At 71.4% G+C, this 26,460-nt stretch carries 21 protein-coding genes and 3 pseudogenes; 12 read left to right on the top strand and 12 right to left on the bottom strand.

Annotated features, from left to right (window positions below; genetic code table 11):
* Positions 1 to 22: 22 nt before the first annotated feature.
* Both SZN_RS42340 and SZN_RS06300 read left to right on the top strand, forming a co-directional pair.
* Positions 23 to 330 (top strand): annotated as a pseudogene (locus SZN_RS42340) (hypothetical protein).
* A 395-nt stretch (positions 331 to 725) separates the two neighbouring features.
* Positions 726 to 2,321, top strand: coding sequence for a globin domain-containing protein (locus SZN_RS06300; protein ID WP_007492488.1), 1,596 nt, complete (start codon positions 726 to 728; stop codon positions 2,319 to 2,321).
* Positions 2,322 to 2,331: 10 nt separating this feature from the next.
* On the opposite strand, the gene SZN_RS06295 is transcribed toward SZN_RS06300, so the two are convergent.
* From SZN_RS06295 to SZN_RS06275, 5 genes and pseudogenes are all read right to left on the bottom strand, one after another.
* Positions 2,332 to 2,814, bottom strand: a complete 483-nt coding sequence (locus SZN_RS06295; RefSeq protein WP_007492487.1) for an NUDIX domain-containing protein — start codon at positions 2,812 to 2,814, stop codon at positions 2,332 to 2,334.
* Positions 2,815 to 2,902: 88 nt separating this feature from the next.
* Positions 2,903 to 3,810, bottom strand: a pseudogene (locus tag SZN_RS06290) (LysR family transcriptional regulator).
* 225 nt (positions 3,811 to 4,035) lie between these two features.
* Entirely contained in the window at positions 4,036 to 5,184 is a 1,149-nt protein-coding gene (locus SZN_RS06285; protein ID WP_007492486.1) for a cystathionine gamma-lyase, read from the bottom strand.
* Positions 5,181 to 5,672, bottom strand: a complete 492-nt coding sequence (locus SZN_RS06280; protein ID WP_007492485.1) for a low molecular weight protein-tyrosine-phosphatase — start codon at positions 5,670 to 5,672, stop codon at positions 5,181 to 5,183. Before SZN_RS06280 ends, SZN_RS06285 begins: the two co-directional genes overlap by 4 nt.
* A gap of 7 nt (positions 5,673 to 5,679) precedes the next feature.
* Positions 5,680 to 6,057, bottom strand: a complete 378-nt coding sequence (locus SZN_RS06275; RefSeq protein WP_007492484.1) for a phage holin family protein — start codon at positions 6,055 to 6,057, stop codon at positions 5,680 to 5,682.
* Positions 6,058 to 6,118: 61 nt separating this feature from the next.
* On the opposite strand from SZN_RS06275, the gene SZN_RS06270 reads away from it, so the two are divergent.
* The 5 genes from SZN_RS06270 (at position 6,119) to thiC (ending at position 10,494) form a co-directional block, all read left to right on the top strand.
* Positions 6,119 to 6,436, top strand: a complete 318-nt coding sequence (locus SZN_RS06270; protein WP_007492482.1) for a cupin domain-containing protein — start codon at positions 6,119 to 6,121, stop codon at positions 6,434 to 6,436.
* A gap of 174 nt (positions 6,437 to 6,610) precedes the next feature.
* Positions 6,611 to 6,823 (top strand): DUF5326 family protein, encoded by a 213-nt coding sequence (locus SZN_RS06265; protein WP_007492480.1) that lies wholly within the window; start codon positions 6,611 to 6,613, stop codon positions 6,821 to 6,823.
* Between the two features lie 192 nt (positions 6,824 to 7,015).
* On the top strand, positions 7,016 to 7,882 hold the full coding sequence (locus SZN_RS06260; RefSeq protein WP_425274420.1) for an IclR family transcriptional regulator: 867 nt from the start codon (positions 7,016 to 7,018) through the stop codon (positions 7,880 to 7,882).
* A gap of 97 nt (positions 7,883 to 7,979) precedes the next feature.
* Positions 7,980 to 8,417 (top strand): SsgA family sporulation/cell division regulator, encoded by a 438-nt coding sequence (locus SZN_RS06255; RefSeq protein WP_007492476.1) that lies wholly within the window; start codon positions 7,980 to 7,982, stop codon positions 8,415 to 8,417.
* Between the two features lie 292 nt (positions 8,418 to 8,709).
* Positions 8,710 to 10,494 (top strand): phosphomethylpyrimidine synthase ThiC, encoded by a 1,785-nt coding sequence (gene thiC, locus SZN_RS06250; protein ID WP_007492473.1) that lies wholly within the window; start codon positions 8,710 to 8,712, stop codon positions 10,492 to 10,494.
* Between the two features lie 339 nt (positions 10,495 to 10,833).
* Here the strand turns inward: thiC and SZN_RS06245 are convergent, their stop codons facing one another.
* From SZN_RS06245 to SZN_RS06235, 3 genes are all read right to left on the bottom strand, one after another.
* Complete coding sequence (locus tag SZN_RS06245) at positions 10,834 to 11,715, bottom strand: hypothetical protein (protein WP_007492471.1); 882 nt, start codon at positions 11,713 to 11,715, stop codon at positions 10,834 to 10,836.
* Positions 11,716 to 11,908: 193 nt separating this feature from the next.
* On the bottom strand, positions 11,909 to 12,985 hold the full coding sequence (locus tag SZN_RS06240) for a metallophosphoesterase (protein ID WP_007492469.1): 1,077 nt from the start codon (positions 12,983 to 12,985) through the stop codon (positions 11,909 to 11,911).
* Between the two features lie 266 nt (positions 12,986 to 13,251).
* Positions 13,252 to 14,364, bottom strand: a complete 1,113-nt coding sequence (locus SZN_RS06235) for a LacI family DNA-binding transcriptional regulator (protein WP_043728777.1) — start codon at positions 14,362 to 14,364, stop codon at positions 13,252 to 13,254.
* Between the two features lie 427 nt (positions 14,365 to 14,791).
* On the opposite strand from SZN_RS06235, the gene hisC reads away from it, so the two are divergent.
* Entirely contained in the window at positions 14,792 to 15,871 is a 1,080-nt protein-coding gene (gene hisC / locus SZN_RS06230; RefSeq protein ID WP_007492465.1) for a histidinol-phosphate transaminase, read from the top strand.
* Between the two features lie 201 nt (positions 15,872 to 16,072).
* Here the strand turns inward: hisC and SZN_RS38280 are convergent.
* A pseudogene (locus SZN_RS38280) lies at positions 16,073 to 16,445 on the bottom strand (cyclophilin-like family protein).
* A 165-nt stretch (positions 16,446 to 16,610) separates the two neighbouring features.
* Between SZN_RS38280 and SZN_RS06225 the strand changes: the two are divergent.
* The 4 genes from SZN_RS06225 (at position 16,611) to SZN_RS06210 (ending at position 24,004) form a co-directional block, all read left to right on the top strand.
* On the top strand, positions 16,611 to 18,119 hold the full coding sequence (locus SZN_RS06225) for a cytochrome ubiquinol oxidase subunit I (protein WP_007492463.1): 1,509 nt from the start codon (positions 16,611 to 16,613) through the stop codon (positions 18,117 to 18,119).
* Positions 18,120 to 18,139: 20 nt separating this feature from the next.
* The gene (cydB, locus tag SZN_RS06220) at positions 18,140 to 19,156 is read left to right on the top strand and encodes a cytochrome d ubiquinol oxidase subunit II (protein WP_007492462.1); all 1,017 of its coding nucleotides are present in this window, start codon (positions 18,140 to 18,142) and stop codon (positions 19,154 to 19,156) included.
* 72 nt (positions 19,157 to 19,228) lie between these two features.
* Positions 19,229 to 22,762, top strand: a complete 3,534-nt coding sequence (cydD, locus tag SZN_RS06215; RefSeq protein ID WP_007492460.1) for a thiol reductant ABC exporter subunit CydD — start codon at positions 19,229 to 19,231, stop codon at positions 22,760 to 22,762.
* A gap of 177 nt (positions 22,763 to 22,939) precedes the next feature.
* Positions 22,940 to 24,004, top strand: a complete 1,065-nt coding sequence (locus SZN_RS06210) for a M23 family metallopeptidase (RefSeq protein WP_043728774.1) — start codon at positions 22,940 to 22,942, stop codon at positions 24,002 to 24,004.
* A 10-nt stretch (positions 24,005 to 24,014) separates the two neighbouring features.
* Here SZN_RS06210 and SZN_RS06205 read toward each other — a convergent pair whose 3' ends face one another.
* The 3 genes from SZN_RS06205 to SZN_RS06195 all read right to left on the bottom strand — a co-directional run bounded on the left by SZN_RS06205 (position 24,015) and on the right by SZN_RS06195 (position 26,460).
* Positions 24,015 to 24,893 (bottom strand): Cof-type HAD-IIB family hydrolase, encoded by an 879-nt coding sequence (locus SZN_RS06205; protein ID WP_078508467.1) that lies wholly within the window; start codon positions 24,891 to 24,893, stop codon positions 24,015 to 24,017.
* A 128-nt stretch (positions 24,894 to 25,021) separates the two neighbouring features.
* The gene (locus SZN_RS06200; protein WP_043728771.1) at positions 25,022 to 25,921 is read right to left on the bottom strand and encodes an LLM class flavin-dependent oxidoreductase; all 900 of its coding nucleotides are present in this window, start codon (positions 25,919 to 25,921) and stop codon (positions 25,022 to 25,024) included.
* Between the two features lie 92 nt (positions 25,922 to 26,013).
* Positions 26,014 to 26,460 (bottom strand): hypothetical protein, encoded by a 447-nt coding sequence (locus SZN_RS06195; protein ID WP_007492451.1) that lies wholly within the window; start codon positions 26,458 to 26,460, stop codon positions 26,014 to 26,016.

Here is a 26,460-nt window from a genome sequence, read left to right as displayed (position 1 = left end):
TTCTCCTTCAGACTGGACGTCCATGGCGGGACGCCATCTCTTCGACCTGGACGACACCCTTCTGTACGGCACTTCCGCCCCGGTGGAATTCTCACGTCAACTCGGTCTGGAGCCGCAGACCTTGGCGCTCGACCAGTTGTGCGCGCGGTTCGGGGTGGCGCGGGCCCCGTGTGTGGCCTATCGCGACTCATCGTCGGACAAATACCTGTTCGGCGCCGTCCCGGTCTCCGTCGCGGTCAACGGGGCCGTCATCCGGCGGGCCTCGCGACCCACTCCTACACGGGGATGGATCTATGGGAAGCCTACGAATTGGTGCGCAGCAGAAGGTAATTGAAGGAATCGCGCGCTCGCGCCGCCGCCTCGTCGGTGAGGGACCCTGGGGGGACTTGTGATCGGGGCCGCTGCCGGTATGGTCGAGTCCGGTTCGTGTCCTGGCCGTGATCCGGACGGGCGACGGGCATCGAGCGCAAGGAAACGCAGCTTAAGGGGACGGAGAGATCGAAGACCCGCGTTCCCGGTTATACGACGAGGGCATCCGCACTCAATGGGATGCTTCGTCGGGAGTTACTGCGGCCAATGTCACACTCTCTCCCTATTTGTCCGCGCCGAGGGGGGAATGCGGGTTGAATGTGGCCGTATCGGTTACGGGCAACGAACGGGGAATGCGGGCCGCCGCGGGGGAACCAGGCACCTTCCATCGAGGAAGTGCGTAGACCGACCGAAAGATGTTCGAGGCGAGGCACACCATGGACGCTCCGACCACCGCGTCGGCCGACAACGGCACTTCCGGCGGCGGGGGCGGCTGGTTCACGCCGCGCAAGCAGCCGGCGACCACTCCGACCACCGAGCAGGAACAGCCCGCCGAGGGCAGCCGCCTGGCGGGGATGCGCCCCGTGGGCAGGGCCTCGGGGGGAGAAGTACGGTCCCCGGCGCCCCCGGCCGCGCCGCGGCCCGCCAAGACGGCCGAACCGGCATCGCAGGGCCCACCGGACACCGCCGTCCCGGATCCCACCCCGCCGCCGGCCCCTGAAGCGGCGCCGCCCGCCGCGATATCGACCCCCGGCCCTCCCGGCCGCCCGGCCCCGCCGTCCGCCCCGCACAGCGCCGCCCAGGCCACCGAAGCCCCACCGCGGACCGGGAGCCTCGCTTCCCTCACCTCTGCGCCCCCGCAACTGCGGATACCCACCCAGCGCACCGCACCGGCCCCGCCCGCGTCCCCCGACGCCCTCCTCATCCGCCGCACGATGGCCGAGATCGGGCCCGTGGCCGACAAGGTCACCTCCTACTTCTACGCGCTGCTGTTCGTGCGCCACCCCGATCTGCGCCCGCTGTTCCCGGCCGCGATGGACACCCAGCGCGACCGTCTGCTCAAGGCCCTCCTCACCGCCGCCGAACACATCGACAACACCCCGGTCCTCGTCGACTACCTGGAGAACCTCGGCCGCGGCCACCGCAAGTACGGCACCCGCCCCGAGCACTACCCGGCCGTGGGCGAGTGCCTCATCGGCTCGCTCACCAAGTACGCCGCGGGCGTCTGGGACGGCGAGACGGAGGCCGCCTGGGTCCGCACCTACACCAAGATCTCGCAGGTCATGATCGACGCGGCCGCGGCGGACGAACTGCGGGCCCCCGCCTGGTGGTACGCCGAGGTCGTCTCGCACGAGCTGCGCAGGGCCGACGTCGCGGTCGTCACCGTCCGCCCCGACCAGCCCTACCCCTTCCTCGCCGGCCAGTACACGAGCGTGGAGACGCCCTGGTGGCCCAGGATCTGGCGGCACTACTCGTTCGCCTCGGCGCCCCGCTCCGACGGCCTGCTGACGTTCCATGTGAAGGCCGTCCCGGCCGGATGGGTCTCCAACGCGCTGGTCCACCGCGCACGGCCCGGCGACATCGTCCGGCTCGGCCCGCCCGCGGGCTCGATGACCGTGGACCACACCACGGCCAGCGGACTGCTCTGCGTCGGCGGAGGCACCGGCATAGCGCCCATCAAGGCCCTGGTCGAGGACGTCGCCGAGCACGGCACCCGCCGCCCCGTCCAGGTCTTCTACGGCGCCCGCACCGACCAGGACCTGTACGACATCGACACCATGCTCAGGCTCCGGCAGTCCCATCCCTGGCTGGAGGTCCGCCCCGTGGTCGACCGCCACGGGCTGCTCCAGCTCCCCGAGGCCATCCGCGAGTTCGGCCCCTGGACCGAGTACGACGCCTATGTCTCCGGGCCGCCCGGCATGATCCGCAGCGGGGTGGACGCCCTGCGGGGCATCGGCGTCCCGTCCGAGCGCATACGCCACGACTCGGTGGAGGAACTGGTCGCCACCTGAGACCCGGCCGTCAGCCCAGGTCGGGTGCGTGCAGCGCGCGGACGCCCTCGATGTTGCCGTCGAGATAGTGCCGCAGCGACAGCGGCACCAGATGGACCGAGGCGATCCCGACCCGGGTGAAGGGCACCCGTACGATCTCGTACTCGCCGATGGGCTCGTCCACCTCGGGACCGTTCCGCAAGGAGGGGTCCATCGACGCCAGGTGGCAGACGAAGAAGTGCTGCACCTTCGCGCCGCTCGTACCGCCGTCCGCACCGATGTGCTCGACGGTGTCGACGAAACACGGCACCACGTCGGTGACCTTGGCGCCGAGCTCCTCGTAGACCTCGCGGTGCAGGGCGTCGACGACGGTCGGATCCGTCGGCTCGACACCCCCGCCGGGCGTGACCCAGTAGGGATCCACGCCTGGCTTGGTGCGCTTGATCAGGATCAGATCGTCGCCGTCCAGCAGGACGGCGCGGGCGGTGCGCTTGACCACGGGTCGGACGGTCATGGGAGAAATGTGGCCCGGCTGGTTCCACGTGAAACATCGCAGGACGTCACCGGTGGAGCCCGGCCCGTGACGAGGGCGGAATGCCTGCTCAGGACCAGTCGGAAGCGGCTCGCACCAGCCACTCGTGCGCCCGTGCGACATGAGGCATCGCGAGCGTTCCGGTGCGCACCGCCAGGAAGTACGTCCGCAGCGGCGGCACCGCGGGCGCGTACGGGGCGACGACCTCGCCGCGCTCCAGGGCGGCGGCGCACAGATAGCGGGGCAGCACCGCCAGCCCCGCCCCCGCGACGGCGCACGCGAGGACCGCGCGCAGGTCGGGGACGATCACCGTGCCCGGGGCGACCGGACGGGAGTCGAAGACCGAGGCCCAGTAGCGCGAGACGAACGGCAGGGACTCGTGCACCTCGACCACCGGGACGTCCTCCGGCGCGGGCGATCCCTTGCCGCGCGGCCGCCCCGCCCCCAGCCGTTCCCTCCAGTGCGGCGCGGCGACGAGGACATGCTCCTCGTCGCAGAGCGGAGTCGCGTGAGCAGGGCACCCCGCGGCCGGGCCGTACTGATGGCCAGATCGTGGTGACCGGCCGACAGCCCCTCCAGGGACTCCTCGGCGTTGCCGAACGACGCACGCAGGGCGAACCCCCGACCGCCCTCCGCACCGATCAGAGCGGTGAGCGCGGGCAGCGCGCGCTCGGCGGTGAACTCCGGCGGTCCGGCCAGGTGCAGGGACCGCGAGGACGACTCGTCGTCGAGACCCGTCTCGGTGATCTCCACGAGGGCGTCGAGATGGGGAGCCGCTTTGTGGGCGAGTTCGTCGCCCAGGGAGGTGGGGGTCACCCCCCGGGCCTGCCGCAGGAACAGGGGACGGCCCAACTGCCGCTCCAGCGTGCGTATCTGCGAGGTGACCGCCGGCTGGGACAGACCGAGCAGTGCGGCGGCCCGGGTGAAGGAGCCGGCCCGGTGCACGGTGACGAAAGTGCGCAGCAAGGCCAGGTCCACGCCGCTTCCTCCCCTTCCCCGCCCTTCTCACCACCCCCGGGGCGGGGCCCAACTGTAAATAAGTCGATAGCCCGCTGTCGCTACGGTGATTGGACACTGACAGAGAGTCAACTAGCCTTGTGCGCGCGGTTCTTCGCGCGCAGAACCGAGGGTGGTCCGAGTCACGAGGGGGGAGGCTCGGACCACCTGCCGTACGGACCCGGCCCCGTGGACGCAGGGGCCGGGTCAGCGGTCCGACGCGTCCAGGGCCCCCAGCACGTCCGCCACCAGGTCCTCGGGGTCCTCGGCGCCGATCGACATCCGGATGAAGCCCTCCGGCACGGCGTCGCCTCCCCAGCGGCCCCGCCGCTCGGCCGTGGACCGCACCCCGCCGAAGCTCGTCGCGTCGTCGACGAGCCGCAGCGCCTCCAGGAAGCGCTCCGCACGCGCGCGCGTGGGCAGCGTGAAGGACACCACGCAGCCGAAGCGCCGCATCTGCCGGGAGGCGAGCGCGTGCGAGGGGTCCTCGGGCAGCCCCGGATACCGCACCCCGAGCTCCTCCGGCCGGTCCCGCAGCGCCTCGGCGACGGCGAGGGCGGTGGCGTTCTGCCGCTCCACCCGCAGCTGGAGCGTGGCGAGTGACCGATGCGCGAGCCATGCCTCCATGGGCCCCGGGATCGCCCCGACGATCTTGCGCCAGCGGCGTACGGCGGCCATGGCCTCGGCGTCCCGGCCGGCCACATAGCCCAGCAGGACGTCGCCGTGGCCGGTCAGCTGCTTGGTGCCGCTGGCCACCGAGAAGTCCGCGCCGAGTTCGAGCGGCCGCTGCCCGAGCGGAGTCGCCAGCGTGTTGTCGACGGCCACGAGGGCGCCCCGCGCGCGGGCGCGCTCCACCAGCCGCCGGACGTCGCACACGTCGAGGCCGGGGTTGGACGGCGTCTCGATCCACAGCAGCTTCGCCCCGTCCAGGACGTCGAGCTGGGCGTCGTCGCGCGTGGGCGCGGTGCGCACCTCGATGCCGAACGCCTCCAGTTGCGCGCGGGCCAGCGGCAGCGCCTGGTAGCCGTCGCTGGGCAGGACGACGGCGTCCCCGGCCCGCAGCTGGGAGAAGAGCACCGACGAGACGGCGGCCATGCCCGAGGCGAAGGCCAGCGTGCGGACCCCGTCCTCGCCCGGCGCCTCCAGCTCGCCGATGGCCCTCTCCAGCAGGGCCCACGTCGGGTTCTCGTCCCGCCCGTAGGTGTAGGGCCCGGTCGGCTCGCCCGGCAGGTGGAAGTGCGCCGCGAACACCGGACCCGGCAGGGTGGGTTCGTACTTCACCGGCTCGGGCAGCCCGGCCCGCACCGCGCGCGTGCCGTCCCCGTCGCCGTGCCCCTGTGTCTGCGTACCGCTCATGCCGTCCGTTCCTCCACCTGGTCGCGTACCGCGGCGAGCAGCCCCGTGCTCGCCGCCTCCACCATCTCAAGGCACTCCTCGAAGCCGTCCCGGCCCCCGTAGTACGGGTCGGGCACGTCCGGGTCGTCGCCGGCGTCCGGGTCCCAGGAGCGCAGCAGCCGCACCTTCGCCGCGTCCCGCGCGGTCGGCGCGAGGCGGCGCAGGGCCTTGAGATGGCCCGAGTCCAGGGCGACCACGAGGTCGAGCCGGCCGAACCAGGACGGCGTGAACTGCCGGGCCGTGTGACCGCTCTCATAGCCGCGCTCCGCCAGGACGGAGACGGCGCGCGGGTCGGCCGGGTCGCCCTCGTGCCAGCCGCCGGTGCCGCCGCTGTCGGCCTCGACCAGGCCCTCCAGCCCGGCCTCCGCCACCCGGGCGCGGAAGACCGACTCCGCCATCGGCGAACGGCAGATGTTGCCGGTGCAGACGAAACAGACGCGGTAGGTCATCGGACGCTCAGTCCCCGTCGGGCAGGACGACGTTCAGCGCCCACGAGACGATCGAGATGATCAGGCCGCCGAGGACGGCCGTCCAGAAGCCCTCCACCTGGAAACTCAGGTCGAGCTTGTCGGCGAGCCACGACGTCAGCAGCAGCATCAGCGCGTTGACGATCAGGGTGAACAGACCCAGCGTCAGGATGAGCAGGGGGAGGCTGAGGAGCTTCACGACCGGCTTGACCAGGACGTTCACCAGGCCGAAGAGCAGCGCCACGAGCAGCAGGGTGGCGATCTCCTTGCCCGTGCTGTCCCCGGTCAGGGTGATCTTGTCTATCAGCCAGACGGCGACCGCCAGGGCGCCCGCGTTGGCGATCGTCTTGACTAGGAAATTCTTCATGTGTCTGATCGTGGCAGACGAGATCGGCGACGAGTACGGCTGACAGGGGCGGAACAGAGCGATGAAGGCATTCCGGCTGGACGAACTGGAGGCGGAGCGCGCCGCCAACGACGGTGCCTATCTGCAGTTCCTGCGCGAGCGGAACATGTCGGTCGGCCTGTACGCGCTCGACGCCGGCGAGCCCGACCCGCAGAAGCCGCACCAGCAGGACGAGGTCTACTTCGTCGTCAGCGGGCGCGCCCAGATCACCGTCGGCATGGAGACGACGCACGTGGCCCGCGGCAGCGTGGTCTACGTCCCGGCCGGGGCCGCCCACAAGTTCCACCACATCAGCGAGGACCTGAGGGTGCTCGTGGTGTTCTCTCCGCCGGAGAGCTGAGCCCCGGCCTCGGGGTTCCCTAGGGGTTCGATCAGGGGAGGACAAGGGCTGCGAGGCCCCGGCCGAGGCACCCGACGGTCCTAGCATCGAGGGCAGGGAAACAGTGGATGCGCATCAGCGGATCCGACGATGCCGGACCGGCACAGGACCGGCGGAGAGGTGAGGACGAGGACGATGCGTGAGATCTTCGCGGGACTGCCGTGGTGGGTGAAGTGGATCGCGGTGCCGGTCATCGCCCTCGTCGTGTTCGGCGGGCTGATCGCCAGCGTGGTCGGGTTCGTCATCGGACTGCTCTTCAAGGTGCTGGTCTTCGTCGCCCTGGTCGGCGGGCTGATCTACGTCGTGCGGAAGTTCACGTCGAGCTCGTCGTCGCGCGGCGACTGGTGAGCCCGCGGGGACCGGTGAGGGGTAACAGAAATCGCCGGTTCCCTCGGCCGAGGGAAGTTTTGCGGGCGGGGCGGTCGCGGGCGCCGACAGGCCAATAGAGTCCGGAAATCGACGCGGGGGCACCCGCGCGCGGCGTGCACCCCTCCCGTGTTCCCCAGCACGGGCTCCCCCCTCGCGCTCCGGGAGTGACCCTTGGCCACGGTTGACACCGCATCGACCGACACCCGCCCACCCCTCGCACAGCGGCGTTCCTCCGTACCCCAGGTGCCGAGACAGGCCACCCCGGCCCGTACGCCGCCCGAGCAGCCGCCGTCCGCGACGCTCATCGGGTCCGTCCAGCGCGCGATGCGCCTGCTGGAATGCGTCGCCGACCACGAACACGGCGCCCCGGCCAAGCAACTCGCCCGGGAGACGGGCCTCGCGCTGCCCACCGCCTATCACCTGCTGCGCACCCTGGTGCACGAGGGCTATCTGCGACGCGACAAGGGACTGTTCTTCCTCGGCGAGGCCGCCGCACGGCTCAGCAGCGGCGGAGCCCAGCAGAAACGTCGCAGCACGGTTGCCGACGCCCTCGCTCGATGGCGTGATGTCATCGGTGCCCCGGTTTACTACGCCCAGTACCGTGACGGTGAGATCGAGGTCCTCTGCGTATCGGACACTCCTGACAATCCGGCCGTCGAGGAGTGGGCCGACTTCCGGGAGACCGGTCATGCGCACGCCATCGGCCAGTGCCTGCTGTCGCAGTTGGACACCGGGGCCCGACGCGACCATCTCGACCGCCACCCCGTCCAGGCCCTGACCCCGTACACCGTGCATGACGTCACTGGCCTGCTACGACGCCTGGAACGGACCCGTCGGACGGCCCCGGTGACCGAGCGTCAGGAATACGCGCTGGGTACCGTCTGCGCCGCGATCCCGATCACCGTGGGCGTGACGGCCGCCACGATGGCCATTTCCCTCCCCGCTCATCAGGCCGAGCGGCTGCCGTCGGCGGTCTGCCGCCTCCAGGACGAGATCAGCCGTTTCCTGGGATCACTGGCCCTCTCTATCAGTATCTGAAAACTCACTCCTTGTGATCTCTCGTGTACTTTCAGCAAGATTCCACCAGTGTCGGGGTCAGTTCCCGGCCAGTCGATGGCAACCGACGGGGTAGGCGATGCGCGAGTCCGTACAGGCAGAGGTCATGATGAGCTTTCTCGTGTCCGAGGAGCTCTCCTTCCGCATCCCGGTCGAGTTGCGCTACGAGACCTGTGATCCCTATGCCGTCAGGCTGACCTTCCATCTGCCCGGCGACGCCCCGGTGACCTGGGCCTTCGGCCGTGAACTGCTGGTGGACGGCGTGGGCGGGCCCTGCGGCGAGGGCGACGTTCGGGTCTCACCCGCCGGTGCGGAGACGCTGGGCGATGTGCTGATCCGCCTTCAGGTCGGCGCCGACCAGGCGCTGTTCCGTTCCTCGGTGGCCCCGCTGGTGGCCTTCCTGGACCGCACCGACAAGCTGGTGCCACTCGGGCAGGAGGGCGCGCTCGCCGACTTCGACACCCACCTCGACGAGGCCCTGGACCGCATCCTGGCCGAGGAGCAGAGCGCCGGCTGACGCCCTACCGCGGCCTGCCCGGTCCATGGGGCTCCCCGGGCGGGGGATTCGGCGACGCACGCGGCGCGGTCACCTCCCGATCACCGCGATCGGGAGCAGGCCCCCTGTTCAGCTCGCCCGGACTGGCGCTAGCGTGGAGGCACCTTTGTACACGCGGGAGCTCGGAGCACCGGGCTGAGAGGGCGCTGACCTCCGTCCCAGCGATGTTTCACATGAAACATCGGCAGACGGAAACTGCTGCGTCGACCGCCGAACCTGTTACCGGGTAATGCCGGCGTAGGGAGTAGGTCTCATGACCATCAAGGACGCGCGCACGCCTGCCTCCGTCCGGGACGACGAGTCCCAGGAGGCCGGGAAGTCCATCGGCTGGCACAAGGCGTACGTCCCGGGCTCACGCCCCGGCGTCCGGGTGCCGGTCCGCCAGGTGCACCTCACCAACGGGCGGTCGGTCACCCTGTACGACACGTCGGGCCCGTACACCGATCCGCTCGCCGAGACCGACGTCCGCAGGGGGCTCTCCCCGCTGCGGGAGAACTGGATCATCACCCGCGGAGACACCGAGGAGTACGCGGGACGGCCCGTGCGCCCCGAGGACGACGGGATCAAGCACACCTCGCCCCGCGGCGGTCTGCGCAACCTGGACGCGGTCTTCCCCGGCCGCCCGCGCCAGCCGCGCCGCGGCCGGGACGGGCGGGCGGTCACGCAACTCGCCTACGCCCGCCGGGGCGAGGTCACGCCCGAGATGGAGTTCGTGGCCCTGCGGGAGAACGTCTCGCCCGAGGTGGTCCGCGAGGAGATCGCCGCGGGCCGGGCCGTGCTGCCCGCGAACGTCAACCACCCCGAGATCGAACCGATGATCATCGGCAAGCGGTTCCTGGTGAAGGTCAACGCCAACATCGGCAACTCCGCGGTCACCTCGTCCATCGAGGAGGAGGTCGAGAAGATGACCTGGGCGACCCGCTGGGGTGCCGACACGGTCATGGACCTCTCGACCGGCCGCAACATCCACACCACGCGCGAGTGGGTGCTGCGCAACTCCCCCGTGCCGATCGGCACCGTGCCGCTCTACCAGGCGCTGGAGAAGGTCGACGGCCGTGCCGAGGAGCTGACCTGGGAGATCTACAAGGACACCGTCATCGAGCAGGCCGAGCAGGGCGTGGACTACATGACGGTCCACGCGGGGGTGCGGCTGCCGTACGTACCGCTGACCGCGAACCGCAAGACGGGCATCGTCTCGCGCGGCGGCTCGATCATGGCGGCGTGGTGCCTGGCGCACCACAAGGAGTCGTTCCTGTACGAGAACTTCGAGGAGCTCTGCGAGATCCTCGCCGCCTACGACGTCACGTACTCGCTCGGCGACGGCCTGAGGCCGGGCTCGATCGCGGACGCCAACGACGAGGCGCAGTTCGCGGAGTTGAGGACGCTCGGCGAACTCAACCGGATCGCCAGGCGGTTCGAGGTGCAGACCATGATCGAGGGCCCCGGGCATGTCCCGATGCACAAGATCAAGGAGAACATCGACCTCCAGCAGGAGATCTGCGACGAGGCGCCGTTCTACACGCTCGGCCCGCTGACGACCGATGTCGCCCCGGCCTACGACCACATCACCTCGGGCATCGGTGCCGCGATGATCGCCTGGTGGGGCACGGCGATGCTCTGCTACGTCACGCCCAAGGAGCACCTGGGCCTGCCCAACCGCGACGACGTCAAGACCGGCGTCATCACCTACAAGATCGCCGCCCACGCGGCGGACCTCGCCAAGGGCCACCCGGGCGCGCAGGAGTGGGACGACGCGCTGTCCGACGCCCGCTTCGAGTTCCGCTGGGAGGACCAGTTCAACCTGGCTCTCGACCCGGACACGGCACGTGAGTTCCACGACGAGACTTTGCCGGCCGAGCCCGCCAAGACGGCCCACTTCTGCTCCATGTGCGGGCCGAAGTTCTGCTCGATGAAGATCTCCCACGACATCCGCAGCCGCCACGGTGGATCCCGGGAGGAGATCGAGGAGGGCATGACGCAGAAGGCGAAGGAGTTCGCGGCGGCGGGCAACCGGGTGTACCTGCCGATCGCGGACTGACGCCGACGTCCGGCCCGGGGCGCCATGCCCCGTGCCGGGATCGCCCTCGGCCTGCGCGGGTGCGCGAGCCGAGAGGCTGGTGCCGCGGCGGGCGACGTCCGCCCTGGCGCGGGCGTCCGGCACCGGCACCTTGCCGGTGCCGTCCCGGGGCGGCGACGTCCGCCCCGGCGCGGGCGTCCGGCACGCTCCCCCCACGGCCTCAAGGACGTGGGAGGTACCCCCGGACTCGCCGAACCGGCCGCAAGCCCGCGTACGGGACGTACGGATGCTCGCGGCCGGCACGCCGAGAGCACGCACCGGCCGCCGCTCCCCGGCGGGCAGACGTCGCCCGCCGCGACACTAGTCCGGCCGGTGTTCCGGGCCTCCGAAGTCCGGGCTGCTGTAGTCCGGGCTGGAGAAGCTCGGGCGCGACCCGCGGCCGGCGCCGTCGTCCGGGCTGCTGAACCCGGGGCGGCCGTAGCCGAGGTTCGGCATCCGGCCGGCCGGTGCCGACGGCGGCGTGCGCTGCAGCGCGGCCGCCGTGCCGGGATCGGTGGGCGCGTCGCGCAGGAAGGGCAGGATGCCGCGCACCAGCAGGGCTTCCCGCCAGGCTTCCCTGGCCTGGGCGACCTCCTCGCTCAGTTCGCCGTACGGCCCCCCGTCGAAGGCGGGGCGGTTGCGCAGGGCGGTGAGCAGGAGTCCGGCGGCGGCGACCAGGATCGCGGCCGCCGCGATGGCGCCGAAGACCCAGCCGGTGGTCAGCATCGTCTGCGCGAACGCCGCCCCGGGGCTGAACATCTTCAGGATGTAGCCGACGAGGAGGAAGATCGCCGCGGCGGTGCCGGCGAGGACGGGTGCCAGGACGGCGACCACGGCGGTGACACCGGGACCGACGGTCTCGGCGACCTCTCCCATCGTGGTGGCGAAGCCCATCGCGCCGCCCCCGGACTCGCCGGAGCCGGACTCGCGGCCGGACGGGGAGGCGGACGGGGAGACGGACGGCGCCGGCTGGCGCAGTTCGTCACGGACCTTCACGTACTGCTCGTACTCGGTGGCCGCTGCCGCCGTGATGAGTGCGGTGGCGTTCAGCGCCAGCGTGCGCAGTTGTTCGGGGTTGAGCCGCTGTGAGACAGCGGCCAGTTCCGGGCGGTGTGGGGCGGAGCGCAGCGCCTCGTCGAGGATCCGCTCGTACTCCTGGCGGTCCTCGCTGTTCAGGTGCTGCGGAACGCTGTTCATGTGCATCCCCCGATGCTCCGTAGGGCTTGGGGCTCGCATGCCAACGAGCCGTCGGGCAGAAACGGAGGGGAGCCTGCTACGGATAATCCGATGGTAGAGCGGTCACGGCACCCGGTGACAGGGGGTTTGCCAAAATTGGGCCCCGGTCCGCACGCTCCGCCACGACCGCCTGATGGTACGCAGCGGACCCGCGGAACGCTCAGACGGTCAGCGGAAGTTGTTGGACCAGCAGCTTTCCGGCCATGGTCACGCCGCCGTCCATGGCGATCGCGAGCCCGTCGGCGTAGACGTGCGGTCCCGCCACCTGCGGACCCGAGCGGTCCTCGCCGTCCTCGGAGCCCACCTCGCCGAGCAGATACGGAATGGGGCTGTGACCGTGGACGATGCGGGTGCCGCCGTACATGTCGAGCAGGGAGCGCACATGGTCGGCGCCGCCCTCGTCGCGGAAGGAGAACCGCTTGGTGAACTTGCGGAACAGGTCCCAGACCTCGTCCGCGTCGTTGCGGGTGATCGTCTCGCGGACGGTGTCGTTGACCTCTTCGATGGAGCGGCCGTAGTCGAGATAGGCCGTGGTGTCGGAGTGGACGAGCAGATGGCCGTCCACCTCCTCGACGGCGTCCAGCCGGGACATCCACTGGAGATGGTGGTCCTGGAGCCGGTCCATGTCGGTCTTCTGACCGCCGTTGAGCAGCCAGGCGGCCTGGAAGGTGGCGGTGCCGGCGCCCGAGTTGACGGGGGTGTCGCCGAAGCGCTTGGCGCCGAGCAGCAGCAGTTCGTGGTTGCCCATGAGGGCCTTGCAGTAGCCGCCGGCGGCGGCGGCCTCGGCGGACAGCCGCATCACGAGGTCGATGACGCCGATGCCGTCCGGGCCGCGGTCGGTGAAGTCGCCCAGGAACCACAGCCGGGCGGTGCCCGCGCACCAGCTGCCCGCGGAGTCGACCAGGCCCTTCTCCTGAAGGGCGGCCGTCAGCTCGTCGAGGTAGCCGTGCACGTCACCGACGACGAACAGCGGACCCGGGCCCGCGGTCGTCTGCTGGGCCGGCACCGACGCCGGCTCGACCTGCACCTGCACCGTGTCCCCGCGGTTGATGACCGGCAGGTCGCGCTGGGTGGGCGTGTAGCCCTCCGGGTACGTCTCGTCGACGCGCGGCGCGACGTCGCCCGGGTGGGTGCTGTGGGCGTACGGACCGGTCTCGTGCACGTAGGCGGGCACCCGGAAGTCGCGCAACGTCGCCGTCCGCTCCGTCTCGGGTCCCTGACCGGCCCCCTGAGTCATCAGACCCCTCCACCATCGCGCCGCAGCTGCACCGCGTCGGACTGCCTGGTCGCAGCGGCCCGCGGTGTCGTGGGCCCATCATAGGAATGCCGATCGCGCCATGTGATGACCCAGGGGTGGTGAATCGGAACGGGACGCCTGTTCCCCGCTTCTTTCGCCCCGATTGGGCGGGATTTCGCCCCGGTGACGTCCGGGCTCCCGCCCCTCCCCGGCCCCTTTCCGAGGGATTGCCCTCGGTCGGCCCCTACCGGGTGCTCGGCCGGCCCCTACCGGTCCTCGGGCGACCGGGGCGGACTGACCGTCGTCCGCGGCGGACGGCGCTGGGAGGAGGTCCGCACGATCAGTTCCGTCGGTATCACCTGCTCGACCGGTTCCTCGGAGTCCATGCCCTCGATGGCGTCGATGAGGAGCTGGACCACGGCCGTGCCGATGCGGCGCGGCTTCAGGGAGAGCGTGGTGATGGGCGGCTCGGTGCTGGCGTACACCGTGGACTCGCTGCAGCACACCAGCAGCAGATCCTCCGGTACGCGCAGGCCGTACCGCCGGGCGGCGGCGAGCAGGTCGGTGCCGTTCGGGTCGAACAGGCCGTAGACCGCGTCGGGCCGGTCGGGGCGGGCGAGCAGCCGGTCGGCGGCGACGGCGCCCGCGCACGGGTCGTGCGCCGGATAGGACTCGTAGACCGGGTCCTGGCCGACCCGCTCGCACCAGCGCAGGTAGGCGGAGGTCGACAGGTGCGTGTACGTGTCGGTCGTCGTGCCCGTCAGCAGGCCGATCCGGCGGGCGCCCGCGGCGGCCAGATGGTCGAGGATGCCGAGCACGGCGGCTTCGTGGTCGTTGTCGACCCAGGCGGTGACCGGCAGCGAGCCCGCCGGACGGCCGTCGGAGACGACGGGCAGTCCCTGGCGCACCAGTTCGCTGACGACCGGGTCCTGGTCGGAGGGGTCGATGACGACGGTCCCGTCGAGGGCGACGTTGGACCACACGTCGTGGCGGGAGGTCGCGGGGAGGATCACCAGGGCGTAGCCGCGGGCGAGCGCCGCCGAGGTCGCGGCCCGCGCCATCTCGGCGAAGTACGCGAACTCGGTGAAGGTGAAAGGTTCATCCCCGTAGGTCGTCACCGTCAGGCCGATGAGGCCGGACTTGCCGGTACGAAGGGTTCGGGCCGCGGCCGAGGGGCGGTAGCCCAGCCGGTCGGCGACCTCACGGACATGGCGTCGGGTGGCGTCCGGGAGCCGGCCCTTGCCGTTGAGGGCGTCGGAGACGGTCGTGATCGAGACCCCGGCGGCGGCGGCCACGTCTCTGATGCCCGCCCGGCCGGACCGGTTGCCTCGCCGTGAGGTTTCCGCGCGGCTCACCTGGTGCTTCCCTGCTGCTGTCATGGCGAGCCGATAGTAGGGCTCATTCGGTGGGGTAGTGCGGACGCATATGCACGCGTTGACAGGCACGTTTCTGCAAGGCCGAAGAGGGCTAAAATCCTTTGAAAGAAAGGGAGTTGAACGATGCAATGACAGGACGTGTCGTGTCCGCGCGCATGGGCCTGCCAACTCTCCGATGTTTCGAAGAGGTCTCAACTCACCTTCACGGGTGATGCGCGCCACGGCGCGAGCCACCGGCGCATAGATATATGTGGGGCGCGCCCCTGGTTCGTACGCCTTCGTGCGCTGATGCCCTTGATGCCACCGCGGCGGAGCGGTCCGGCAATCCGGCAGGGCCGCGCTGTACGCATCGGCGCCGAATCCTCATAAGGTGAGAAGTATTGGAGCCGGCGGCGGTGATGTGCCGCCGGTGGTCGCGAGGAGGACTGCGGTGAGCGAGACGAGCCCCAAGCTGCGCGCCGAACTGGAGGGGATTCCCACCTACAAGCCGGGCAAGCCCGCCGCGGCCGGTGGCCCGGTGGCCTACAAGCTGTCCTCCAACGAGAACCCCTATCCGCCGCTGCCCGGCGTGATGGAGACCGTGGCGGCGGCCGCCTCCTCCTTCAACCGCTACCCGGACATGATGTGCACGGGCCTGATGAACGAGCTCTCCGACCGCTTCGGGGTGCCGCTCTCCCACCTGGCCACCGGCACCGGTTCGGTCGGCGTGGCCCAGCAGTTGGTCCAGGCCACCTCCGGCCCCGGCGACGAGGTCGTCTACGCCTGGCGGTCCTTCGAGGCGTACCCGATCATCACGCAGATCAGCGGTGCCGCCTCCGTCCGGGTCCCGCTGACGCCGGGGGATGTGCACGACCTGGACGCGATGGCCGCCGCGATCACCGAGCGGACCCGGCTGATCTTCGTCTGCAACCCCAACAACCCGACCGGCACCGTGGTCGGGCGTGCCGAGCTGGAGCGCTTCCTCGACCGGGTGCCGAGTGACGTCCTGGTCGTCCTCGACGAGGCGTACCGCGAGTTCATCCGCGACCCCGAGGTGCCGGACGGCGTGGAGATCTACCGGGAGCGGCCGAACGTCTGCGTGCTGCGCACGTTCTCCAAGGCGTACGGTCTGGCCGGTCTGCGGGTGGGCTTCGCGATCGCCCATGAGCCGGTGGCGGCGGCGCTGCGCAAGACGGCCGTGCCCTTCGGCGTGAGCCAGCTCGCGCAGGACGCGGCGATCGCCTCGCTGCGTGCCGAGGACGAACTCATCGGCCGTGTCGGCTCGTTGGTGTGCGAGCGCATCCGGGTGGTCGACGGGCTGCGGGCCCAGGGCTGGACGGTGCCCGAGACCCAGGCCAACTTCGTGTGGCTGCGGCTGGGGGAGCGCACGGTCCCCTTCGCGCAGGCGTGTGAGCAGGCGGGCGTGGTGATCCGGCCGTTCGCGGGCGAGGGTGTGCGGGTGACGGTCGGAGAGGCCGAGGCGAACGACATCTTCCTGAAGGTGGCGGAAGGGTTCCGCAAGGAGGGTTAGTGCGGTGAGCGGGAGGGCTCACCGGCTCGCGACGCCCGGCACGTCCCCCGAGCTCTGCGAGCAGGGACCCCCGGACCGCGTTGTCGCGTCACCGGAGTACGTCCAAGTACGCGTGTGACGCTCCGCCTTGCGAGGCGCCCTGCCGGACGCCGCGAGCCGCCTGGAAAAGCCTGCCGGCCACAGAGCCGGCGCGGGACGCGGTCAGACCTCCACCGGTTCCACCCGCACGTGGTTCCCGCCGCGCGCGGTCGCCAGCAGGCGGGGGTCGCCGTCGGAGACGTCTCAGGACGTCGTACGGGCTCGCGAGGCGGCACTCGTCGCCCTGTGACAGCGGCGTGGGTCCGCGGGGGAGCGCGAGCGCGACGTCGCCGTCTGCCCAGAAGACCACGGCGCCCGGCTCGACTACCTGCCGCGCATCCGTTTCACGTGAAACGGCCAGCCCTGTGTCGAAATGCACTTCCTCGCTCCAGATGCGCGCGGTCGAGGTGAACGGCGGCGCTTCGGTGAGGGCCGGCGCGGTCGGGGTGCCGTCGAGCGTCGCCCTGAGATGTCCGGCAGGCCAGGAGACCCGTATCTGAAGCGGTGTCGGTGGCTACAGGCAGGCACTTCAACAATATGTTGAAGTTCGCGCCAAGGGGTTGACCGGAATGAGGGACCCCCCGTACAGGCTGCCGGAGGCGTGCTGCATAATTGCTTGTGAATGTGAACGCTTTCACAAGCGTAAGTAAGGAGCGGCGACGTGGACCTGGCTCTGGCGCCGGAGACGCTGGCGCGATGGCAGTTCGGCATCACCACCGTCTACCACTTTCTGTTCGTACCCCTGACGATCTCGCTCGCGGCCCTCACGGCCGGCCTGCAGACGGCCTGGGTGCGCACCGAGAAGGAGAAGTACCTCAAGGCGACGAAGTTCTGGGGCAAGCTCTTCCTGATCAACATCGCGATGGGTGTGGTCACCGGCATCGTGCAGGAGTTCCAGTTCGGCATGAACTGGTCGGACTACTCCCGCTTCGTCGGTGACGTCTTCGGTGCCCCCCTCGCCTTCGAGGCACTGATCGCCTTCTTCTTCGAGTCCACCTTCATCGGGCTGTGGATCTTCGGCTGGGACAAGCTGCCGAAGAAGATCCATCTGGCCTGCATCTGGATGGTCTCCATCGGCACGATCCTGTCGGCGTACTTCATCCTGGCGGCCAACTCCTGGATGCAGCACCCCGTCGGCTACCGGATCAACGAGGCGCGGGGCCGCGCCGAGCTCACCGACTTCTGGCTCGTCCTCACCCAGAACACGGCGCTGGCCCAGGGCTTCCACACCCTCTCGGCGGCCTTCCTCACCGGCGGCGCCTTCATGGTCGGTGTCTCCGCACTGCATCTGATGCGCAAGAAGCACATCCGCGAGATGAAGACCTCTCTGCGGCTCGGCCTGGTCACCGTCGCCATCGGTGGTCTGCTCACCGCCGTGAGCGGTGACACGCTCGGCAAGATCATGTACGAGCAGCAGCCGATGAAGATGGCCGCGGCCGAGGCGCTGTGGGACGGCGAGAAGCCCGCACCCTTCTCGATCTTCGCCGTCGGCGACGTCGCCGAGGGGCACAACGAGGTCGCCATCGAGATCCCGGGCCTGCTGTCCTTCCTGGCCAAGGACGACTTCTCCTCGTACGTCCCCGGCATCAACGACGTCAACAAGGCCGAGCAGAAGAAGTACGGTCCCGGCGACTACCGGCCCAACATCCCGGTCGCCTACTGGGGCTTCCGCTGGATGATCGGCTTCGGCATGGCGTCCTTCACCGTCGGACTGATCGGCCTGTGGCTGACCCGCAAGAAGTTCCTGCTGCCCCGGCACCTCAGGGTCGGCGACGACGAAGTGCCGCACCTGGTGCTGCTCCCGCACAAGGCCCTCGGCCCGAAGCTCACCAAGCTGTACTGGCGCATCGCCGTCTGGACCATGGTCTTCCCGCTGATCGCCAACTCCTGGGGCTGGATCTTCACCGAGACGGGCCGCCAGCCCTGGGCCGTCTACGGCGTCCTGCGCACCCGTGACGCCGTCTCCCCCGGTGTCTCCCAGGGCGAGATCATCACCTCGATGATCGTCTTCACCACGCTCTACGCCATCCTCGCCGTCATCGAGGTCAAGCTCCTGGTCAAGTACATCAAGGCCGGCCCGCCCGAGCTGACGGAGGCCGACCTGAACCCGCCCACGAAGATCGGCGGCGACTCCCGTGACGCCGACAAGCCGATGGCCTTCTCGTACTAGGCCGAGGGAGCTGCACAGTCATGGAACTTCACGACGTCTGGTTCGTCCTGATCGCAGTCCTGTGGATCGGCTACTTCTTCCTGGAGGGCTTCGACTTCGGGATCGGCGTGCTCACCAAGCTGCTCGCACGCAACCGGCCCGAGCGACGCGTGCTGATCAACACCATCGGCCCCGTCTGGGACGGCAACGAGGTCTGGCTGCTCTCGGCGGGCGGCGCCACCTTCGCCGCGTTCCCCGAGTGGTACGCCACGCTCTTCTCCGGCTTCTATCTGCCGCTGCTGCTCATCCTGGTCTGCCTGATCGTCCGGGGTGTCGCCTTCGAGTACCGGGTGAAGCGGCCCGAGGAGAACTGGCAGCGCAACTGGGAGCACGCGATCTTCTGGTGCTCCCTGCTGCCCGCCTTCCTGTGGGGCGTGGCCTTCGCCAACATCGTGCGCGGCGTGAAGATCGACCAGAACTTCGAGTACGTCGGCAACGTCCCGGACCTGCTCAACCCGTACGCGCTGCTCGGCGGTCTGGTGACGCTGACGCTGTTCACCTTCCACGGAGCGGTGTTCGCGGCGCTGAAGACCGTGGGGGAGATCCGCGAGCGGGCACGGGCGCTGGCGACGCGCATCGGGCTGCTCACCGCCGTCGTGGCCGCGGTCTTCCTGCTGTGGACGCAGGTCGAGAACGGCGACGGACAGAGCCTGGTCGCACTGGTCGTGGCGGTCGTGGCGCTGGTCGCGGCCCTGGTGGCGAACCAGGCGGGACGTGAGGGATGGGCGTTCGCCTTCTCCGGCGTCACCATCGTGGCGGCCGTGGCGATGCTCTTCCTGACGCTGTTCCCGAACGTCATGCCGTCCTCGCTGAACGACGAGTGGAGCCTCACCGTCACCAACGCCTCGTCGAGCCCCTACACCCTGAAGATCATGACCTGGTGCGCGGTCATCGCCACGCCGGTCGTCATGATCTACCAGGGCTGGACCTACTGGGTCTTCCGCAAGCGGATCGGTACGCAGCACCTCGCTGTGGACACCGCCGGATCCGCGCACTGAGTCCACCGGGGCGGGGTGTTTCGCGATGTTTCACGTGAAACACCCCGCACGGGACCGAAGGGCCTGTTTCACGTGAAACCGATCGATCCGCGCCTCCTGCGATACGCGCGCGCCACCCGACTGTTCCTGATCGCCGTCGTCGGCCTGGGCGCAGTCGGCGCCGGGCTGGTCATCGCGCAGGCGATGCTCATCGCCGAGGTGGTGGTGGGGGCGTTCCAGGACGGGATGTCCGCCACCGCACTGCGCACTCCCCTGCTGCTGTTGGCGGCGGTCGCGGGCGGTCGCGCGCTGGTCGCCTGGCTGACCGAACTCGCCGCCCATCGCGCGAGCGCCGCGGTGAAGTCGGAGCTGAGGAGCCGGTTGCTGGAGCGGGCGGCCGAGCTGGGGCCCGGCTGGCTCGCCGGCCAGCGGACCGGATCACTGGTCGCCCTCGCCACCCGCGGGGTCGACGCCCTGGACGACTACTTCTCCCGCTATCTGCCCCAGCTGGGGCTGGCGGTGGTGGTCCCCGTCGCGGTGCTCGCGAGGATCGTGACCGAGGACTGGGTCTCGGCGGCGATCATCGTCGGCACCCTGCCGCTCATCCCCGTCTTCATGATGCTGATCGGCTGGGCCACCCAGTCCCACATGGACCGCCAATGGCGGCTGCTCTCCCGGCTGTCGGGGCATTTCCTGGACGTCGTCGCCGGCCTGCCGACGCTGAAGGTCTTCGGCCGGGCCAAGGCCCAGGCGGACTCGATCCGGCGCATCACCGGCGAGTACCGCCGGGCGACCATGCGGACCCTGCGGATCGCCTTCATCTCCTCCTTCGCACTGGAACTGCTCTCGACGATCTCGGTCGCCCTGGTCGCGGTCACCATCGGTATGCGGCTGGTGAAGGGCGACATGAACCTGTACGACGGCCTCGTCGTCCTGGTCCTGGCCCCCGAGGCGTATCTGCCGCTGCGTCAGGTGGGTGCGCAGTACCACGCGGCGGCCGAGGGGCTGTCCGCGGCCGAGGAGATCTTCGAGGTCCTGGAGACCGCGGCCCCGGCCCGGGGAGCGGCGCCCGTGCCGCCGGGGGCCCTGGCCTTCGAGGACGTCTCGGTGCGCTACCCCGGACGGTCCGCCGACGCCGTCTCCGCGGTGTCCTTCACGGTCGCCCCCGGGGAGACGGTGGCTCTCGTCGGACCGAGCGGCGCCGGCAAGTCGACGCTGCTGAGCGCACTGCTGGGGTTCGTGCGGCCGACCGCGGGACGTGTCCTGATCGGGGGAGCCGATCTGAGCGGACTCGCTCTCGACCAGTGGCACGCGCGTGTCGCCTGGGTGCCGCAGCGGCCCCATCTGTACGCCGGGACCATCACCGAGAACGTCCGGCTGGCCCGGCCCGACGCGGACGCCGACGCCGTACGGCGGGCCCTCGCGGACGCCGGGGCGCTGGAGTTCGTGGACGCGCTCCCCCACGGCGTCGACACCGTGCTGGGGGAGGACGGCACCGGGCTGTCCGCCGGGCAGCGCCAGCGCCTCGCCCTGGCCCGTGCCTTCCTCGCCGACCGGCCCGTACTGCTGCTCGACGAGCCGACGGCGGCGCTCGACGGCGCCACCGAGGCCGAGGTCGTCGACGCCGTACGGCGACTGGCCGTGGGGCGGACCGTCCTGCTGGTGGTGCACCGGCCCGCGCTGCTCGGCGTGGCCGACCGGGTGGTGCGGCTGGCGGAACCTCCCCAGCCCGCCCAGCCCGCCCAGCCCGCCCAGCCCGCCCAGCCCGCCTCCGTCCCGGTCCCGCTCGCCGCGCCCGCCGCCCCGCCCCTGGAGCCGACCGCCCGGGACACCGCCGGCGTGCAGGAGGCGGAGACCGTGCCGGGCGCTCCGCACGCCCGGGGCGTCCTTGCCCGCGTCCGAGCCATGTCCGGCCCCCGCCGCGGCCGGCTCGCCCTCGCCCTGCTGCTCGCGAGCCTCGCGCTCGGCAGCGCGGTCGGGCTGATGGCGACCTCCGGGTGGCTGATCTCGCGGGCCTCGCAGCAGCCTCCCGTGCTGTATCTCATGGTGGCCGTGACGGCCACGCGGGCCTTCGGCATCGGGCGGGCGGTGTTCCGCTACGCCGAGCGGCTGGTCTCGCACGACGCAGTGCTGCGGATGCTCGCCGACACCCGGGTCGCCGTGTACCGGCGGCTGGAGCGGCTGGCACCGGCCGGGCTGCGCCGCACCCGCCGGGGCGACCTGCTGTCGCGGCTCGTCGCGGACGTGGACGCGCTCCAGGACTACTGGCTGCGCTGGCTCCTGCCCGTGGGCGCCGCGACCGCGGTCTCCGCCGGTGCCGTGGGCTTCCTCGCCTGGCTGCTGCCCGAGGCGGGCGCCGTGCTCGCGGCCGGCCTCCTCGCGGCCGGTGCCGGGGTCCCGCTCCTCACGGGCGCCGTCGCCCGCCGGGCCGAGCGCAGGCTCGCCCCCTCCCGCGGCGCCCTCGCGACACGGGTGACGGACCTGCTCACCGGCACCGCCGAGCTGACCGTCGCCGGTGCCCTGCCCGGCCGCACCGCGCAGGCCCGCGAGGCTGACGGAGTGCTCACCCGGATCGCCTCGCGCGCGGCGGGCGCGACCGCGCTCGGCGACGGTCTCACCGCGCTGATCTGCGGACTCACGGTCGCTGGCACCGCCCTCGTGGGCGCCCAGGCGGTCGCGGGCGGCCGGCTGGGCGGCGTGACCATGGCCGTCGTCGTCCTCACTCCGCTCGCCGCGTTCGAAGCCGTCCTGGGGCTGCCGCTCGCCGTGCAGTACCGGCAGCGCGTGGGCCGGAGCGCCGAGCGCGTGTACGAGGTGCTGGACGCGCCCGAACCCGTGCGGGAACCGGAGCGCCCCCGCAAGGCGCCCGTATCGCCCTTCCCGGTCGTCCTCAGCGGACTGACCGCACGTCACGCCGGACAGGAGCGCGACGCGCTCGGCGGCCTCGACCTGACGCTGGAGGAGGGGCGCCGGATCGCGGTCGTCGGCCCGTCCGGGTCCGGCAAGACGACGCTGGCGCAGACGCTGCTGCGCTTCCTGGACCCGGGAGCGGGTGCGTACACGCTGGCCGGTGTGGACGCGGCCGCCCTCGACGGCGACGACGTCCGGCGGCTCGTCGGACTCTGTGCGCAGGACGCGCACCTCTTCGACAGTTCCGTGCGCGAGAACCTGCTGCTCGCCCGCAAGGACGCCACCGAGGCGGAGTTGCGGGACGCGCTGCGGCGGGCCCGGCTGCTCGACTGGGCCGACGGCCTGCCGGACGGGATGGACACGCTGGTGGGCGAGCACGGGGCCCGGCTCTCGGGCGGGCAGCGGCAGCGGCTCGCGCTGGCCCGCGCACTGCTCGCCGACTTCCCCGTCCTCGTCCTCGACGAGCCGGCCGAGCATCTCGACCTGGCCACGGCCGACGCGCTCACCGCCGACCTCCTGGCCGCCACCGAGGGCCGTACGACCCTGCTCATCACGCACCGGCTCGCCGGGCTGGAGGCCGTGGACGAGGTGGTCGTGCTGGACGGGGGACGGGTGGTGCAGCGCGGCCCGTTCGCCGCTCTGGCCGCGGTGGACGGCCCGCTGCGGGAGATGAGGGAGCGCGAGGAGGCGGCGGACCTGCTGGTGGGCGCGGCCTGACCGGACCCGCCCGCCGCGCGGGCGGCCTCGACGACTCGGGGCCGCCACGGACGCCGGGGTGCGGACGGCCGGCGAGGGGCCGCGTCAACGCGCGTACTGACCCGTCCGCAGCAACCTGTCCCCCGCCCGTACGTCCTGAACGCGCTCTGGGCCCGCTCCCGGGCCAGGATCGCTGACATGCGCTCATCTCGTGGACGAAGCCTGGCCGTTCCGGCCGTGCTGTGCGCGCTCGGCCTGCTCGCCGCCCCGCCCGCGGCGGCCCGCGACGGCGGGGACGGGCCCGGGGGCGTCGGCGCGGCCGGGCTCAGCGCCCAGGTGGTGCGGCTGTACGAGGACGCGGCACGGGCGACGCAGCGGTACGAGACGGGCCGCCGGGAGGCGGAGGCGCAGCGGGCCCGGGCGCTGCGGATCGAGGCGCTGCTCGACCGCGAGCGGCGGGAACTCGGCGTGCTGCGCGCGGACCTGGGCAGGATCGCCCGTGCCCAGTACCGCACGAGCGGCGGGATGCCCCTCACCGCGCAGATCGTCCTGGCGTCGAGCCCGGAACAGCTGATGCGCGGTCAGCAGGTGTTCTCGCAGACGAACCTGGCCGTCAACAACGCCATCGAGAAGAGCCGCCGCGCCGAGTCCCGGCTCGCCAGGGACGAGGGCCGTGCCGCGGCCGCCTGGCGGAGCCTGGAGCGGCGCAACACCGCGCTCGCCGAGCTGAAGAAGGGGGTGGAGCGCACGCTCGACGAGGCGCGATGGCGGTTGCAGGGCGAGGCGGACGCCTCCGTCACGGCCGGCTCCTGCCCCGGCGCCGCCCGGCTCGACCAGAAACGGAAGAAGCCCACGAGCGCGTGGGTCGCGCCCGTGGAGACGTACGAGCTGTCCGCGTCCTTCGGCAACGGCGGCAGCCGCTGGGCGAACCGGCACACCGGGCAGGACTTCGCGGTGCCCGTCGGGACCCCGGTGCGCTCGGTCGCCGACGGCCGGGTGGTCGCGGTGTCGTGCGCGGGCGCCTTCGGCATGCAGATCGTCGTACGGCACTCCGACGGCTACTACACGCAGTACGCCCACCTCGCGTCCATCGCCGTCGACCAGGGCGAGCGGGTCGAGGCGGGCCGGTGGATCGGGCAGTCGGGCACGACCGGCAACTCCACCGGGCCGCATCTGCACTTCGAGACGCGGATCACTCCGGAAGTGGGGTCGTCGGTGGACCCGGCGCGCTGGCTGGCGGAGCGCGGGGTCCGCCTCGGCTAGTCGGCCCCCGTCAGGCCAGCAGCCGTTCGATCACGACGGCCACGCCGTCCTCGTTGTTGGCGACCGTCTGCCCCGAGGCCGCGGCGACCACGTCCGGGTGCGCGTTGCCCATCGCGTACGATCGGCCTGCCCAGGTCAGCATCTCCACGTCGTTCGGCATGTCGCCGAAGGCCACGACCTGCTCGTGCGAGATCCCGCGCTCGGCGCAGCACAGGGCGAGCGTGCTGGCCTTGGAGACGCCGGGGCCGCTGATCTCCAGCAGGGCGCTGGGGCTGGAGCGGGTGACGTTGGCGCGCTCGCCGACGGTGAGCCGGGCGAGGGTGAGGAAGGCGTCGGGGTCGAGGGTGGGGTGGAAGGCAAGGATCTTGAGCACCGGCTCGTCGGCCCCCGGGGCGTCCGCGCCCAGCAGCTCCTCGGCCGGGGCCAGCTCGTCAGGGACCTCCAGGTGGAGCTTGGGGTAGTCGGGCTCCTGGTGGAAGCCGTACGTCTGCTCCACCGCGTACACCGTGCCGGGTGCCGCGTCCCGCAGCAGCCGTACGGTGTCCAGCGCGTTCTTCCGCGCCAGCTCGCGCACCTTCACGAACCGGTGGGCGCCGGGGCCGCCGTGCAGGTCGACCACGGCGGCGCCGTTGCCGCAGATCGCGAGGCCGTGACCGTGGACGTGATCGCTGACGACGTCCATCCAGCGCGCGGGCCGGCCGGTGACGAAGAACACCTCGATGCCCGCCTCCTCGGCGGCGGCCAGCGCGGCGACCGTCCGTGGGGAGACCGACTTGTCGTCCCGCAGCAGGGTGCCGTCCAGGTCGGTGGCGATGAGCCGCGGGCGGACGGCGGAGGCCGGGTTCTGGGGCTGTCGAGTCGCTGAGGTCACCGCGTCATTCTCCCGCATATGCCTGCACGGCCGTGCGGCGGTCCGCCCATCTGAGTCCCGCGGTGAGGAGATCCCGCCCCCGGTGCTCCCGCCGACGGAGTCTCACGGGCACGCTCGCCCGGGTCTCCCGGCCCCGGCCGGCGCCCTCATCGCAGCTGGGCCCGCGCTTCCACGGCGATCTCCTCGAATACCTCGGCGTCGGCCGCGAAGTCCGAGTCGGGGATCGGCCAGTGGACCGCGATCTCCGTGAATCCGAGCTCCTGATGGCGCCCCGCGAAGTCCACGAACGCGTCCAGCGACTCCAGCGGGCGGGCGCGGTCCGGGGTGAACCCGGTGAGCAGGATCTTGTCGAGCCCGGCCACGTCCCGGCCGATCTCCGCGCAGGCGTCCGCCAGCCGGTCCACCTGCCCGCGAATGGCGTGAACCGACTGCTCCGGGGTGCCGTTCTCGAACAGCTTCGGGTCGCCCGTGGTCACCCACGCCTGCCCGTGGAGGGCCGCCAGCCGCAGTCCGCGCGGTCCGGTCGCCGCGACCGCGAAGGGCAGCCGGGGGCGCTGCACACAGCCCGGGATGTTGCGGGCCTCGTGCGCGGAGTAGAAGTCGCCCTCGTACGACACCGCGTCCTCGGTGAGCAGCCGGTCCAGGAGCGGGAGGAACTCGGCGAACCGGTCGGCCCGCTCGCGCGGCGTCCAGGGCTCCCGGCCGAGCGCGGTGGCGTCGAAGCCGGTGCCGCCCGCGCCGATGCCGAGGGTGACGCGCCCGCCCGAGATGTCGTCGAGGGAGATCAGCTCCTTGGCGAGGGTCACCGGGTGCCGGAAGTTCGGCGAGGTGACGAGCGTGCCCAGACGCACCCTTCGCGTGACTGCCGCCGCTGCGGTCAACGTGGGGACCGCACCGAACCACGGCCCGTCCCGAAAGGTGCGCCAGGAGAGGTGGTCGTAGGTGTAGGCAGTGTCAAAGCCGAGTTCGTCGGCGCGCTGCCAGACCTTCCGTCCCTCGTGCCACCTGTGGACGGGAAGGATCACGGTGCTCAGTCGCATGCTCACGACCTTATGCCCAGGTGTCCGGGAGCGGCGCGGTGCTCGGGCGCAGGCTCATGGTCCGGGCTTATGCGGCCCTCGTGTTTCACGTGAAACGGTCACCGCACGCTGCGGCTCAGCCACGGGCTGAGGCTGAGCAGCGGAAGGAACTCCCGGTGGGTACGGTCGCCCGGCAGCGGAACGATCAGGAAGTGGCCAGGAGGGAAGCGCCGCGCCTTGACGTGGGCGAGTCCGTCATACAGGGCGCGGACGAAGGCGGGGACGTCGTCGCGCCGCACATCCGGGCACTCGACGTCCTCGACGGTGATCAGCGCGTCGTCGTCCGGAGAGAAACGGACGCTCACCCGGGGGAGTCCGCCCAGCTCGGCGTACGCCTCGTGCGGCAGTGAGCCGTCGGGGTCCGTGGTGACGCCGACGCCGGCGGCGGTGCGGCGGGAGGTCCGGTCGGCGCCGATGTCATGGCTGACCTCGATCGCGCGCCCGTACTCGGCGGCGAGGTTCCGCAGCGCGGTGACCGCGGCCTCGGTGCTGGCGTAGTGGTCCAT

It is taken from the genome of Streptomyces zinciresistens K42 (assembly GCF_000225525.1).
GTDB classification, from domain to species: Bacteria; Actinomycetota; Actinomycetes; order Streptomycetales; family Streptomycetaceae; genus Streptomyces; species Streptomyces zinciresistens.
The sequence above is the reverse complement of the archived record's forward strand: the minus strand, read 5'-3'. Positions and strand labels throughout refer to the sequence as shown.

Excerpts from the sequence above, each read along its gene's own strand:
- SZN_RS06270 (WP_007492482.1), top strand. The coding sequence starts at position 6,119 with ATGAAGGCATTCCGGCTGGACGAACTGGAGGCGGAGCGCGCCGCCAAC.
- SZN_RS06295 (WP_007492487.1), bottom strand. The coding sequence starts at position 2,814 with ATGACCGTCCGACCCGTGGTCAAGCGCACCGCCCGCGCCGTCCTGCTG.
- thiC (WP_007492473.1), top strand. The coding sequence starts at position 8,710 with ATGACCATCAAGGACGCGCGCACGCCTGCCTCCGTCCGGGACGACGAG.
- SZN_RS06280 (WP_007492485.1), bottom strand. The coding sequence starts at position 5,672 with ATGACCTACCGCGTCTGTTTCGTCTGCACCGGCAACATCTGCCGTTCG.
- SZN_RS06235 (WP_043728777.1), bottom strand. The coding sequence starts at position 14,364 with ATGACAGCAGCAGGGAAGCACCAGGTGAGCCGCGCGGAAACCTCACGG.
- SZN_RS06265 (WP_007492480.1), top strand. The coding sequence starts at position 6,611 with ATGCGTGAGATCTTCGCGGGACTGCCGTGGTGGGTGAAGTGGATCGCG.
- SZN_RS06210 (WP_043728774.1), top strand. The coding sequence starts at position 22,940 with ATGCGCTCATCTCGTGGACGAAGCCTGGCCGTTCCGGCCGTGCTGTGC.
- SZN_RS06275 (WP_007492484.1), bottom strand. The coding sequence starts at position 6,057 with ATGAAGAATTTCCTAGTCAAGACGATCGCCAACGCGGGCGCCCTGGCG.
- SZN_RS06240 (WP_007492469.1), bottom strand. The coding sequence starts at position 12,985 with ATGACTCAGGGGGCCGGTCAGGGACCCGAGACGGAGCGGACGGCGACG.
- SZN_RS06285 (WP_007492486.1), bottom strand. The coding sequence starts at position 5,184 with ATGAGCGGTACGCAGACACAGGGGCACGGCGACGGGGACGGCACGCGC.
- SZN_RS06195 (WP_007492451.1), bottom strand. The coding sequence starts at position 26,460 with ATGGACCACTACGCCAGCACCGAGGCCGCGGTCACCGCGCTGCGGAAC.
- SZN_RS06245 (WP_007492471.1), bottom strand. The coding sequence starts at position 11,715 with ATGCACATGAACAGCGTTCCGCAGCACCTGAACAGCGAGGACCGCCAG.
- SZN_RS06300 (WP_007492488.1), top strand. The coding sequence starts at position 726 with ATGTTCGAGGCGAGGCACACCATGGACGCTCCGACCACCGCGTCGGCC.
- SZN_RS06255 (WP_007492476.1), top strand. The coding sequence starts at position 7,980 with ATGCGCGAGTCCGTACAGGCAGAGGTCATGATGAGCTTTCTCGTGTCC.
- SZN_RS06205 (WP_078508467.1), bottom strand. The coding sequence starts at position 24,893 with ATGCGGGAGAATGACGCGGTGACCTCAGCGACTCGACAGCCCCAGAAC.
- cydB (WP_007492462.1), top strand. The coding sequence starts at position 18,140 with ATGGAACTTCACGACGTCTGGTTCGTCCTGATCGCAGTCCTGTGGATC.